The following is a 12,861-nucleotide window of genomic DNA, read 5'->3' on the forward strand; positions in this document are numbered from 1 at the left end:
TATATCTCCGGTTAGCCTCTTACAGAGAGCAAGCTGTTCGCGCTTTGTGCGGTCTCATCGGCTTTTGAAATCACGCTCATATTCAAGTCGTAACGGCGCTGCGTATCAATCATCGCCACCATGGCCTCAATGGTATTCACATTGCTGCCTTCCAGTGCGCCCGAAACTAATTGTGCATTCTCATCACGCGCCAAAGCAGCGCCTACGGGTGAGCGAAACCAACCGTCATCACCACGTTGCAACTGATTCGGTTGATCAACACGCACCATTTTGATTCGGTCAAGCGGCACCAATTCATTGGCATCACCGCCCATACCAATGCCGCTAACTGTGCCATCGTTACCAATGCTAGCTTGGGTGCCTAGCGGCAATAATATGGGGCCGCCATCGCCCAGCACCGGCATGCCGTTCACCATCAGCCGACCGTCTGCATCAAGCTGCAAATCGCCGCGTTTGGTGTAGGCTTCACCAGCTGGGGTTTGCACCGCCAGCCAGTTATTTTGGTCCAATGCCACATCCAAGTCGCGTTCGGTGGTCTGAATCGCGCCGCCGGTGGTATCAAACAAGCCCGTGGTGGTTACGGCTGCAACCCGCGTTGCATGCACACCGGGCCCATTCACAGGCACAGCGCGTGCCGCAGCAAGCTGGGCACGAAATCCGGTAGTCGATGCATTGCTCAAGTTGTTGGTCACCACAGACTGCTCATCCAGCGTCTGCCGCGCCCCATTCATTGCCGTGTATAAAATGGCGTCCATACTAAAGCCCCGTTATGCTTATTTCAGCTGCATCGTCGTTTGCAGCGCTTCATCTTGTGACTTGATACTTTGCGCGTTAGCTTGGTAATTACGTTGTGCAATAATCATTGCCACCAGCTCTTGAGTTAAGTCTACGTTTGAAGCTTCAACTGCACCGGCCATGATCGAACCAAACTGACCTTCACCCGGGCGCGACAAAATTGGCACGCCAGACTTCTTCGACTCTATCCATGCGTTGTCACCAACAGGTTTTAAACCTTCCAAGCTTTGGAAGTTGGCGAGCGCGATGGTACCGAGTACAACCTGCTGTTCATTCGAGTAGGTGCCAACAACTTCACCGCTTTCCGCTACTGCAACCTGCATCAAAGTGCCTGATACATAACCGTCTTGTTCCATTGCAGTTAATTCAAACTGATTGGCAAACTGGGTTGTACCCGTTACATCCAAACCAATCGACATGTTCGCAGCACCATCACCCGGCACAAATGAAAACGCATCCATATTGGTTTGGGTTACCAATAAACCATTGTTGTCAAAATCAAGCTGACCCACTTCCGGCGCTAATTCATCACCACGAGACATACGTACTTCCCACTGATTGTCAGCGGTTTTGGTGAAATACATCATGCTTGGGTGTGGGTTGCCCAATGAATCAAAGAGAGTAACTGAGTTCGCATAGGAGTAACTGTCTGCGTCGGTTTGATCAAACGGAACCGTTGCACGATCAACAACACCAGTGCTGGTGTCTAAGTTAAATACACCGGTAATTCCAGTCGATGCGTTAGCAGCCAAGCCAGCGGCTGGCACACGCAATACTTCCGGCTGACCACCAAACCCGGCAGTTTGCGGGTAACCGGTTAACTGGGCGCCTTGCGCGTTGACAATATAACCACTCTTATCAATGCTCAATTGACCATTGCGTGAGTACTGAACCTGTCCTTGCTGTTCAAAGCGAAAAAAGCCTTTGCCAGAAATCGCCAAGTCCATGGAGCGGTTCGTTGTTTCAATGTTGCCGTCGCTAAAATCTTGAAAAACACCGGCTACCCGCGTACCCAAACCAACCTGTGCATTGGCATAAATATCAGCAAACTGCGCCCGAGCGCTTTTGAAGCCGACAATTTGTGAGTTCGCAATGTTATTACTAATAACGTCGAGATTGGTCGCTGCTGCGCGTAAACCTGATAGTGCTTGTGAAAAACCCATGATTGAGCTCCTTAAATAATCTGCCGAATGTCTTCAAGACGAACGGGCTCTAAAATACCGCCTAAATCCAAGCGAGGGCCGTCATCGTGACCCATACTAACCGCGATTACCTGTGCATAATTGAAGCGCTCTGCTGTGACAACGTCGTCACCGTTGGTTGCTTCAATGGAAAAATTGTAGGCACCAGCCGGTGCTTGGCTGCCGTCTTCCATAACGCCGTCCCAACTGAATTGCTGCGGACCGCTGCCAACGGCACCGAGATCCATACGCCGCACTAACATGCCGCTGGTGTTATAGATGTTTACTTTCACGCTTTCAGCCGGTGCGCTAAGCTCCATGCCAAATGGCGTGGCGTCGCCTACGCCTTCATTGCCCACCAGAATGCGCTCGCCAGGCACTAAAACTGCGCGCCCAATAAGCGCTGACGCTTGCATGGTTTTCGCCGCTTCCATTTGCCCGTTGATGGTTTGCATGGTGTCGTTCAACGACTCAATGCCGCTAACGGTATTGATTTGCGCCAGTTGCGACGTCATTTCATTGTTTTCCATTGGGTTCAATGGATCTTGGTTGCGCAACTGCGTGACCAACAAGGTCATAAAATTGTCACGCATTTCTTGGCTACCCGAAGCTATTTTTTGATTGGCTCCGGCTTGGTTGGTTTGATTCAATACTGCGGTATCAATTGTATTCATCTGTTACCCCTTAGCCTTTGCCGATGCTTAGCGTGCGCATCAGCAAGTCTTTGCTGGTGTTCATCACTTCCACGTTAGCCTGATACGAACGCGACGCTGAAATCATATTTACCATCTCGGCTACCGGGTCAACGTTAGGCATAGTGATGTACCCTTGTTCGTCAGCTAGCGGGTGCCCAGGAGAATATTCACGTCGTGCTGGTGCGTCAGACTCAACCACCTGCTGCACCTTTACGCCGCCCACACCATTGGCTTGCATTTGCTGTTCAAAAATAACTTGCTTCGCTTTATAGGGCTGACCGTCTGGCCCAGCCACGCTATTCGCATTCGCCATGTTGCTGGCAGAAACGTTCATGCGCTGCGACTGAGCGCTTAGGGCTGAACCTGAAATGTCTAAGATTGAAAAGTTAGCCATCAGCTAGCTCCTGTTATTGTTCTGGCTGCATGGCTTTACGTAAGCCGGTTATTTTGTCATCCAAAAACTGAATGTCTGCCTGATAACGCAACGAGTTATTCAAAAACTGCGTGCGTTCCATATCCATATCGACCGTATTCCCGTCTAAGCGGTTTTGTGCGGGTGTTCGGTATTGCATATCAACTGCAGTGGCTGAGCTATTAAGCTGCATATGCCCTGCATGTGTTGCTGCTAATTTTACGGGCCCGCCTTGATGCGCAGTGGCGCGTTTTAATTCAGCCGCGAAATCAAAGTCGCGCGCCTTGTAATTCGGCGTATCGGCGTTGGCGATATTACCCGCGAGCGCTTCTTGACGCTGCTGGCGCAGTGCAAGCGCCTGCTGCTGAAACTGCAGCGCATTACTTAATTTGTCGATCATGGTGCAGACCCTCCTGTTCACGTTGCAGAGTACGCGCACTTCTGTAAATACAAAGCGACGAAAAAGCGTGTTTTTTAGCCCCAATTCTGACGATAGGATTTTGTTAGGGTGGTTATAATTCAACCAGTGATTTGAGGGGGTTGGCGGGTGCTAAATACAATGGAGAGCAAATACAGCAGATTTTTTCTAAGCGCAGCCCTTGCGTTGGTAGGGCTCGTTGCGTCAGTTTCTGCCGCTGCCCAATCAAATTGGCAACAGACGCTTAATGCCTTCGTTGAACAACAGCTACCAGCCACCACAACCGCTCATACAATAAAGGTTTTAACACCAACAGCTGCATTGGCAGATCTCGATCAGTGCGTGCAAGTTACTGCACAATTTAATCGGCCTCCACCACGCTTGTCTGGGCGTATGATGGTACGCATGCACTGTGCTCAAACCGGCACCGACCACTATATTCAAATTGATGTTTCTGCAACTGGCGACTACCTTGTTGCAGCGCACGATTTAGACGCGCAACAATTGCTGACCCGCAGCGACGTTGCGACAATGACAGGTGATTTGCAAGATTTGCCGCGTCATGCGTTGTTGGCCACCCCAGAAAACATTGCTCAGGTAGAAGGTTCGCAGTTACGCCGTGGCTTAAATGCCCACTCGGTTTTGCAAGAAAATTTATTGGTCAAACCCACGTTAGTTAACTACGGGGATACGTTGGTGATTGAAGTGCATGGCGAGGGCTTTCAGATAAACCGCACGGGCGATGCAATGGATACTGGTGCGATTGGTGATATAATTCGCGTACGATTAAATAATCGACAATTGTTACGGGTCGAAATTATTGCGGCAGGTCGCGCAAAACCGGTGCAATGAGTGTCAAATATACGCAAATAAACTTAAAGATTTTTCTACTGGTGCCGATAAATCAATTAGCACAGTCATAGAATGCGAGGAATTTCCCGTGAAAATTAACGGTTATCAACCACCTAGCAGCGTCACTCCGTCTGATTCCAGTCGTTCACAAGCGACCCAGAAATCAGAAGGCACAAAAACAGGTGCAGCAAATCAAGCAGACGTAGTGACCCATTTGAATCAACTGCCACAAGATGCTAGTCAGGATATCAACAGCGCGCGGGTTGAAGAGCTTCGTGAGGCGATTCGTGATGGTAAATTGAACATGAATACTGACAACATAGCAGAGGCGTTACTGAAAAGTTTAACCGACGGTTTATAAGGACATATGAGTTTACTCCAACACTTGACCGAACAAACTGAACGATTAAGCGAACTGCACACGTTGCTTGATCAAGAACAACGGCTGCTGGGCGATGGCCAAATTGACGGCGACAAACTGCAGCAACTCGCGGTTAAAAAGCAACAGTTGCAGCGCCACATCGAAGCCAGTGAAACAACGCGACGTGCTGCTCAAGTTAAACTTGGGTTCGATGATAACGCAGCGGGTGCTCGCGCTGCGGCAAAACAAGCTGACTGTGAAGGCGTTTGGTTAGAGCTGCTAGACCGCACTCAACGCGTTGCGCAACTCAACACGTTAAATGGCGAATTGATTCAGCATCGCCTACACCACAATCAGCAAATGCTTAATATTTTACGTGATGCTGCAGGTGGCACCGCCATTTACGGCGCCGATGGCACTCAGGTAAAAACCCCGCAACGAATAAACTCAAAAGCCTAAGCTGTTATTTATACAGCCCGTCAAGCACAGCCGCTAAGCGCTGCGCGCCTTGCTGTATACGCTGTTCTAATACAGGCCCCCATTGTGCCGTATACTCTTCACCAAGCTCTTGATTCTCTCGATATTGCGAATAAATTCGACGCGTAATAGCGGCCGACTCATTGGCCCAACTCAAGGTTTGTTCCGGCGTTACCGCAAGTGGTGACAGCGATATCGTTCCGCGCAGCAACTGTTCCGCCTGCTGAACACCACTGTCACCCCCGCGCTGCACCAGCATGTCGGTATCCCACAGTCGGTGCAGGTTAGTCGGCTGGTCGAAATACACTAGTGGTGCTCGGTTGCCGCCAAGGTCGTCAGCAAAGCTAACATGCAAGGGTTGATGCAAGTCACCGATAAAATGCGCTAAAAAGGCCAATGCCATCCAATCAGTTGGGTTGTGCTTTAACACATCGTAATGGTGCTGAATCGCGCTCAATATGCAGCCGCCTTGCACCGGGCAGTCCTCAGCAGTGACTTTGGCGCGCTCATGCGGGAAGTTCACGTAATGATGTGGTTTAGCCCAGTCCCATTTTTCGTCACTTTTAATGTGATCGGCCCAACTGCACAGCGCACCAAAACTATCGTAGTTCGGATGCTGTGCAACCATCGCATCAATTTTATTCTGTGTAGCTGGCGCAGCCAATTGATACGCTGCTTCGCAAAAAGCTGCGTGCCCGGTTCTGCCATATGCCTGTGTCGCGGCTGGCCAAAGTGTGGTTGTTAAACCGACTAATGCAACCAGAAAACCTATCAAAAATGATTTCATATACTTCCCTAACCAATAAGTTCTACTCAAATATCACTTCAAGTAATTGACCTTCCTTGCTGTCTGTTAACACCAACACTCGACCTGAGGGGCCAACATAGACAGCGCGTAAACGTTGATTTAGATTCTTCAGGTAGTCGCCTTCTAATTGCCACTTATTGGCTATTAACTGAAATCGTTGTAAACGTTTTCCAGCTAAGTGCGCGACGAGAAGGTCACCCTCATACAACGCCAAACCTGCAGGAGCTAACGACGGCGTCCATTGGTACAGCGGCGCTTTAACCCCTGGCAGATCAACAAAAGGCGAGACTTTTGCGCCGGTATAATCAATGCCATAAGTCGCAATCGGCCACCCGTAATTCGCCCCTTTTTCAATGCGGTTTATTTCGTCGCCGCCGCGCGGACCATGCTCATGCTGCCAAATGGCGTCACGCTCTTTATCATAAATCAATCCTTGTACATTGCGATGACCATAACTGAAAATTTGCGGAGCTTTGGTATGCATATACGGGTTATCTTCTGGTGTAGCGCCAGAGCGCGTTATGCGCACAATTTTACCAAGGTGGGTGTCTAACAACTGGGCTTGCTCGCGATACACAAAACCATCGCCAAGCCCCACCAACAAGGTGCCATCCCCAAGCCAGGTCATCCGAGCGCCATAATGAGCGGCGCCGTTTTTTTTCGGTAACGCGGTAAATATATTCTGCGTATCAAGCACACTATACGGTGGCTGCAACGAAAGGTTTCCACGAATTACGCAGGTGTTATTGGCACGCTTGGTGCCGCACGAATAACTGATAACCAACTCGCGTGAACGCGAAAAATCAGGGCTCAATAACACTTCAAACAACCCCGCTTGCGCTTCAGCGTACAAATCCGGAATGTTTAATTCCACCCTTTGCTTAGTGCCATTTTCTGCAACATAGACGAGCTCGCCACCACGTTCCGTAACCAAGTAACCGCCTTCCGGTAACTCGGCTATAGACCATGGAAAGTTCAGTTGCTCGGCAATGATTCGCGTTCGAACTTCGCCGCTGTATGCAACAGCACAAAGACCATAAAGTGTTATGCACAGTAAAAACTTTAACGCGCGCTTCATTGCATTAACTCCTCGGCAAGCTCCCGTGGCTGAGGGTGCCACAGGCGATCAAAAATCCAGCCGGCAAAAGCTCCGGTCACGCTCATTAACATGAAACCAAGGGGGCTGCGATTAGCAGCGATTAACGTTGGCATCGGCGCCAAACTGTCCACAATCACAAAGGCCACAGCCAGCGCCACGCCGCCACCGACAATAAACAGCCACCGTTCTATACTTGGCAGCTTGCTCGCCACAAAGGCAGCTACTATAAATGCAATTAACAGAGTCGGTGTGAGAATGAGCGCAAACATCGGCCCAAAATGAAGCAAATCGTAGAGAATGGTGTTCATGCGTGTTGGCATATCAATGACAACCGACAACGCGGTGAGCTCACTTAAATTAAACTGGGTTTGAATCACGGTGCCGACTAACGCGGCACCAATGATTGCTGTCAAAAACGCGATCAACACGCGAGCCATAGGCTGCCTCCAAGATTAGAAGCGTACCTCAAGCCACTCGTCTTGAACGGTAAAGGTAACGCTTTGAATAGGTCCATTACCTTCAACATTAACCAAATTTTGCTGACTGCGCCAAATATCTTGCAATGCGTTATTACGAATTCGCAGTCCGGCTAACCCTTCAACAATAGGTGTTTCTTGGTAAACCCAGAAATTAGTTCCGTCAATTTCGTAACCAACTTCTTTAAGAGGTAGCGCGTCTTCATTCAAACTTTCTAGCTGAAAATGCTTCTGTACATACGCGCTAAATTGCGAACGCGAGCTTTCGAGTTGATGAATATCTGCCTTTTTGTCGAACAGCTGTTTTACAGCGTGCTCTGCATCATGCAGAAAAAAGCGATGCGCCACTTCAATATTACCGGTGCGCTCGTTGAACAGCACTGTGGTACTGGCTGTACGAAGTTGGTGAGCGCTTGCTGCGCTCACCCCCACAATAAGCAGTAATGCTATGAACAGCTGTCGCATTATTACTGCTCCTGCTTGTCTTCTTCGTTGTCTTCGTCAGATTTCAACTTGGTTTTTGCATCTTGCATCAGGTCACGTGACACATGATCGTGCGTACGCTGCCATTTAAACGCTTCAATGCGCGATGGCATGATACGACGTGGATAGAAGTTGTTTTCAATATCAACATCTGCTGTTTCCCAATTCGGATCAACTGCAAATTCAGAGACTTCTTTATCCGTAACAATCAATTTGCTCACAGACTTCGCATTGCGACGCCAAATTTCCGCTGGAATATGCAAATCTTCTTGCGTGCCATCGGTGTACGTTACTTGCAACAAGATAGGCATCACTAAACCGCCAATGTTGTTGAAATCAAGTACGTAATAATTCTTGTCTTCGGCAATAGCACGATCAAACACGCGACGTTCCCAAGGCTCAAGCTTATCAAGGAAGCTTTGGTACGCATTACGTTGTTTGTTAGTTACCGTGAAACGATCATTTTCATCATGGTAGTCGCGAATCTCTGGGTTCATTTCAACCCAAGTTTTACGGCCTTCGGCTTCATTACGCTGAACAAAGTATGACGTTGGCTTGTCCGCTTCTTCTTGACGGCGACGTTCCCAGTCAATGTCTGGGTCTTTGGTATCAAGGCGTAACTTATAAACACGGTCTAAGCTGATATCAACGTGATCCGTTGAATAGAACCAGCCGCGCCAGAACCAATCAAGATCAACCCCTGAAGCTTCTTCCATAGTACGGAAAAAATCCGCCGGAGTTGGGCGTTTAAATGCCCAGCGCTGCGCGTATTCTTTAAAGGCGAAGTCAAACAACTCACGACCCAAAATTACTTCACGCAGAATATTTAACGCTGCCGCTGGCTTGGTATAAGCATTTGGGCCTAAGTTCAGCACGCTATCTGACTGTGTCATGATAGGTACCTGGTTGGTCGATTTCATGTAATCAACAATTGAACGCGGCTCAACACCCCACGGAATACTCGGATCCCATTCACGCCCGGCAACACCGTCTAAAAAGCTATTTAAGCCTTCGTCCATCCAAGTCCACTGGCGTTCGTCTGAATTGACAACCATCGGGAAGTAAATATGCCCAATTTCATGAATAACTACGCCTATCAAAAAGCGTTTTTCAGACAACGAATACGTACGGCTGCCGTCATCTTGTAAAATAGTACGCGGCCCGTTAAACGTAATCATTGGGTATTCCATGCCGCCCACAGGACCATTAACTGACTGTGACGTAGGGTATGGGTAGTCAAATGAGAAGCGCGAATAAACTTCCATGGTATGAATAACCGACTCGGTCGAATATTTTTCCCACAGCTCGCCGCCTTCTTTCGGGTAAAACGACATGGCCATAACTAATGGCTGCACGTCACCACCTTGCTGATAGCCTTGTGCGTCCCATATAAATTTACGTGACGAAGCCCACGCAAAGTCACGAACATTTTCGGCTTCGAACTTCCATACTTTACGCTTATCCGTGCCTTCTTTCTCGTTTTCTAACGCTTCTTCTGGCGTAACTACGAACACTGGCTTGTCTGATTTTTTCGATTTTTCGAGGCGCTCACGTTGCGTTGGCGTCAGCACTGAACGCTCATTGGTTAATACGCCCGTGGACGAAACAATATGATCGGCAGGAACGTCGATTTCAACGCTAAAATTACCAAATTCTTGCGTAAATTCACCGCGACCCAAAAACTCTTTATTGGTCCAAGCTTCATAATCCGTAAACGCAGCAACACGCGGGTACCACTGTGCTAATAAGAAAATGTCATTGCCGCCTTCACGGGCGTCATCCGCAAAATGCTCATAACCTGAACGCGCGCCAACGGCATCTTCTTCAACAATATTGAATCCGAAATCAATGGCAAGCTCCGTTTTCTGGCCAGGCTTAAGTGGGGTTGGTAAATCAACACGCATGTTGGTTCCAACCACCACAAATTCAAGCCCACGACCACGGCCGTCGGCAACCTTATCAATACTAAAACCCAGTTCGTTATCCGCCATAAACTGATCACGGCGCAGTTGGTTTAAGCTGATTCGTGCTGGCTTATCAACACCACCTAAGCTTTGATCCGGCTTACTATTGAACGTGGCTGTTCGTTCAGCAATGGAGTCTGAACGGAAAATATTTTGGTCCAACTGAATCCATATATACTTCAGGGTATACGGTGAGTTGTTGTGATACTGAATGGTTTCTTCTGCGTCAATACGGCGCTTTTCTTCGTCTAACCTTACTTTGATGTCGTAGTCAGCTTGCTGCTGCCAGTATTGCTCACCTGGCTCACCCGCAGCACTGCGGTATACGTTGGCCGTTGGCAACACTTCATCTAATTGACGAAATTTATCAACGAAGCTTCCTTTCGTTTGCGAAACAGCAGAAGCGTCTACTGCTGAAATATTACATGTGGCTATCACCCCTGCGGTGAGCCAAAACATCGTTTTTTTCATAATTTTTATCTCTTTATATGTGCGCACATCGCGTTACTTTAACAATTTCTAAACGACGCGACCATTACACTGAACGCGAAAAATAACCATTGGTCGCTTTCAGCCCCCAACAAGCGACTTGTAAAAGATACAATATTAATGCAAGAATCCAATTGTTAAGGCTTTTAAGCTGTGATTTGAAAGGGAGAATAAATCTTTTGCGAAAAAGCGCGTATTTACTTATTTTTATCCTCTGGCTTGGGGCATTTCACGCCTCGGCAGTTCTTGCATACTCCGAGTTCATCAGCTTGTGGTATCTGCCAGCCGGCGTATCTATGGCGGCGTTCCTGGTTTTCGGTAAGCGCGCTTTTATTCCTATTTTCCTCGCTGTTTGGGTAGAGTCTTTTAATTTTTCCGCGTTTTTTGCAAATGGTTTTGACCCAACCCTTTTGGCAACATCAGTCCTGTTTTCATTAGCGCATTCCGTACCCTATGGCATTGGCGGGTTAACCACGCGCCATTGGTTAAGCCACTTTGTACAAAAAAACATCCCAACAAAAATTGTTGGTTTGCTGGTTATTTATGCGTTATCTGCCGCTCTAGCAGCTTTTTGCGGCCTTTTAGTATGGGAGTTTGCAACTGAAGACTACACCAACATTCTAGAAGAAGGTTGGTATGCCTGGTGGCTTGGTGATTTAGTCGGCATAATGGCGCTGACACCTTTTTTATGTTTGTTTTTACCCAAATTAAGCACCTATAACGTGCCGTGGATAGACGTATTCTACGAGCATGATCGCGGCATGCGCCGTTCCAAAAAACAATTTATCGGCAAATTAGTACTCGCGCTGCTCACAATTATTGGCATTTTATTGCTCGATAGGGCCATCGAACATCCGGGCGTTGCCTATTTCGTATTTTTTGTAAGCATTCCACAAGTATGGATCGTCTTTACCGAGCGCACAGCTTACGCTTCCACAAGCCTACTCATCATTGCGGCACTGATTGCCTTTGGAGTAGGCGTTTTTGATGTAACCGATCAGGCAATAACATACCAGTTTGCGCTATACATCACCGCGGCCACTTCTTATTTTGCAGTCGCTGTTCCGGCGCTTGTTCAACAAAATAATACGCTCAAAGAACTCGCGATGCTTGATACGCTGACGCAACTGCCTACCCGCTGGTTATTCAAAACGTTAGTAGAGCAAGTCGTTAAATCATCGCGCCCGAATCAGAGCCACTGTATTGCTCTATACAATATCGATAATTTCTCGCACATCAATAATGACTACGGCTACAGTGTTGGTGACCAAGTACTTCGTGATTCATCAATGGTTATGCAAAACGAAATGCGCGATAGTGAAATTCTCTGTCGCTGCGAACACGACAACTTTGTTATCTTTATGCCCAATTTAGACTTAGATAGCGCCATTCAACGCGCTGACGAGCTTCGGCATCAACTACCCGTATTACAATTTGATGATTTAATTTTGCCAATTCGTGGCAGCTTTGGCGTCGTGCACGTACAATTTGGTGAGTCTTTCGAACAAACCCTGGAACGCGCAAACCGCGCAATGCAAAATGCTAAGCACCAAGGCCGCAATAAAGTTGTTGCTATTAGCTAAGAGAATTCATCATGCAAACTATCGACTTACTGGTCGCCACCACCTCAGGCAACACCGAATATATGGCTGATCAGCTAGCTAACGAACTGCAACAAGCAGGTTATACCACCACCATGCATTATGAGCCCGACTATTCGGATTTAATGGAATCGCTAACCGATAATTCTATCTGGTTGTGTTGTGTCGCAAGCCACGGTGCCGGCGAATATGCTGACTCAATGCTAGATTTTGCCGAGGAATTACACACCCATAAACCGAACTTATCGACCTTAAAGTATGGCGTTATAGCAGTAGGTGATAGTTGTTACGATACATTTTGTTCCGCAGGTCGTGATTGCGATGCCATGTTAGCTATTTTGGGCGCAAAACGCCTGATCACACACCTTGAAATTGACATGTCTCAAGATGATCCGGACGAAAAATCATCAACATGGTTACAATCTTTCATTAAATCATTGTGAATAAAGATTGAATAAGTAGCGATCTAACCTGTACATACCCACTTAATAAATCTGTGCATAACTACACCTGTGTATAAGTAACCTAGTTATCCACCGTTTGATCACCGGAAGGATCATGCTCTGATCACATCTTTACAGATCGTTGTGATCCACGCTGAGTCTAACGCATACTTGGTTATCCACAGAAAAGTCAAAGCTAATAAGAATAGTAATAAAAGATCAAAAGAAAGATCTTAATTAAATGATTAGATCCTTAAAGAACTCAAGACTAGAATTTAACCATTTTGATCTGAGGCAATTCAGGTTA

Annotated in this window: 15 protein-coding genes; 5 read left to right on the top strand and 10 right to left on the bottom strand. The window is 47.6% G+C overall.

The annotated features are described in order from the left end of the window. Positions 1 to 11: 11 nt before the first annotated feature. The 5 genes from ACN0UN_RS07125 to flgB are packed head-to-tail and all read right to left on the bottom strand — an operon-like array spanning position 12 to position 3,483. Positions 12 to 755, bottom strand: a complete 744-nt coding sequence (locus tag ACN0UN_RS07125) for a flagellar basal body rod protein FlgF (protein WP_417659380.1) — start codon at positions 753 to 755, stop codon at positions 12 to 14. A gap of 18 nt (positions 756 to 773) precedes the next feature. Further along, positions 774 to 1,958: a flagellar hook protein FlgE gene (flgE, locus tag ACN0UN_RS07130; RefSeq protein ID WP_417659381.1), complete on the bottom strand. Its 1,185-nt coding sequence runs from the start codon at positions 1,956 to 1,958 to the stop codon at positions 774 to 776. Between the two features lie 11 nt (positions 1,959 to 1,969). Continuing rightward, positions 1,970 to 2,650 carry a flagellar hook assembly protein FlgD gene (locus ACN0UN_RS07135; protein WP_417659382.1) on the bottom strand — a complete coding sequence of 227 codons (681 nt, stop codon included), beginning with the start codon at positions 2,648 to 2,650 and terminating at the stop codon, positions 1,970 to 1,972. Positions 2,651 to 2,660: 10 nt separating this feature from the next. Next, positions 2,661 to 3,065, bottom strand: coding sequence for a flagellar basal body rod protein FlgC (gene flgC, locus ACN0UN_RS07140; RefSeq protein WP_339878921.1), 405 nt, complete (start codon positions 3,063 to 3,065; stop codon positions 2,661 to 2,663). Positions 3,066 to 3,078: 13 nt separating this feature from the next. Then, a complete protein-coding gene (gene flgB / locus ACN0UN_RS07145; RefSeq protein ID WP_417659383.1) occupies positions 3,079 to 3,483 on the bottom strand; it encodes a flagellar basal body rod protein FlgB in 405 nt (134 codons plus the stop codon). A 147-nt stretch (positions 3,484 to 3,630) separates the two neighbouring features. Here flgB and flgA point away from each other — a divergent pair, with 147 nt between their 5' ends. The 3 genes from flgA (at position 3,631) to ACN0UN_RS07160 (ending at position 5,173) form a co-directional block, all read left to right on the top strand. Beyond that, positions 3,631 to 4,353 carry a flagellar basal body P-ring formation chaperone FlgA gene (flgA, locus tag ACN0UN_RS07150; protein ID WP_417659384.1) on the top strand — a complete coding sequence of 241 codons (723 nt, stop codon included), beginning with the start codon at positions 3,631 to 3,633 and terminating at the stop codon, positions 4,351 to 4,353. Between the two features lie 88 nt (positions 4,354 to 4,441). Further along, on the top strand, positions 4,442 to 4,714 hold the full coding sequence (gene flgM / locus ACN0UN_RS07155) for a flagellar biosynthesis anti-sigma factor FlgM (RefSeq protein WP_417659385.1): 273 nt from the start codon (positions 4,442 to 4,444) through the stop codon (positions 4,712 to 4,714). A gap of 6 nt (positions 4,715 to 4,720) precedes the next feature. Beyond that, positions 4,721 to 5,173, top strand: a complete 453-nt coding sequence (locus ACN0UN_RS07160; RefSeq protein WP_417659386.1) for a flagella synthesis protein FlgN — start codon at positions 4,721 to 4,723, stop codon at positions 5,171 to 5,173. 4 nt (positions 5,174 to 5,177) lie between these two features. On the opposite strand, the gene ACN0UN_RS07165 is transcribed toward ACN0UN_RS07160, so the two are convergent. Genes ACN0UN_RS07165 through ACN0UN_RS07185 form a run of 5 tightly spaced genes read right to left on the bottom strand, consistent with a single transcriptional unit; the run spans position 5,178 to position 10,492 of the window. Next, positions 5,178 to 5,978, bottom strand: coding sequence for a S1/P1 nuclease (locus ACN0UN_RS07165; protein WP_417659387.1), 801 nt, complete (start codon positions 5,976 to 5,978; stop codon positions 5,178 to 5,180). 22 nt (positions 5,979 to 6,000) lie between these two features. After that, positions 6,001 to 7,077: a PQQ-dependent sugar dehydrogenase gene (locus ACN0UN_RS07170; protein ID WP_417659388.1), complete on the bottom strand. Its 1,077-nt coding sequence runs from the start codon at positions 7,075 to 7,077 to the stop codon at positions 6,001 to 6,003. Continuing rightward, a complete protein-coding gene (locus ACN0UN_RS07175) occupies positions 7,074 to 7,535 on the bottom strand; it encodes a hypothetical protein (RefSeq protein ID WP_417659389.1) in 462 nt (153 codons plus the stop codon). The genes ACN0UN_RS07170 and ACN0UN_RS07175 overlap by 4 nt, the downstream gene beginning before the upstream one ends. A 15-nt stretch (positions 7,536 to 7,550) precedes the next feature. Continuing rightward, complete coding sequence (locus tag ACN0UN_RS07180) at positions 7,551 to 8,039, bottom strand: DUF6702 family protein (protein ID WP_417659390.1); 489 nt, start codon at positions 8,037 to 8,039, stop codon at positions 7,551 to 7,553. Between the two features lie 2 nt (positions 8,040 to 8,041). Then, positions 8,042 to 10,492, bottom strand: a complete 2,451-nt coding sequence (locus tag ACN0UN_RS07185) for a M1 family metallopeptidase (RefSeq protein ID WP_417659391.1) — start codon at positions 10,490 to 10,492, stop codon at positions 8,042 to 8,044. A gap of 197 nt (positions 10,493 to 10,689) precedes the next feature. Here ACN0UN_RS07185 and ACN0UN_RS07190 point away from each other — a divergent pair, with 197 nt between their 5' ends. Next, positions 10,690 to 12,093 (top strand): diguanylate cyclase domain-containing protein, encoded by a 1,404-nt coding sequence (locus ACN0UN_RS07190; RefSeq protein WP_417659392.1) that lies wholly within the window; start codon positions 10,690 to 10,692, stop codon positions 12,091 to 12,093. 11 nt (positions 12,094 to 12,104) lie between these two features. Continuing rightward, positions 12,105 to 12,554, top strand: a complete 450-nt coding sequence (locus ACN0UN_RS07195) for a flavodoxin domain-containing protein (RefSeq protein ID WP_417659393.1) — start codon at positions 12,105 to 12,107, stop codon at positions 12,552 to 12,554. Positions 12,555 to 12,861: the final 307 nt, after the last annotated feature.

Origin of the sequence: Pseudidiomarina sp. (genome assembly GCF_048267825.1) — a bacterium.
Lineage (GTDB): Bacteria > Pseudomonadota > Gammaproteobacteria > Enterobacterales > Alteromonadaceae > Pseudidiomarina.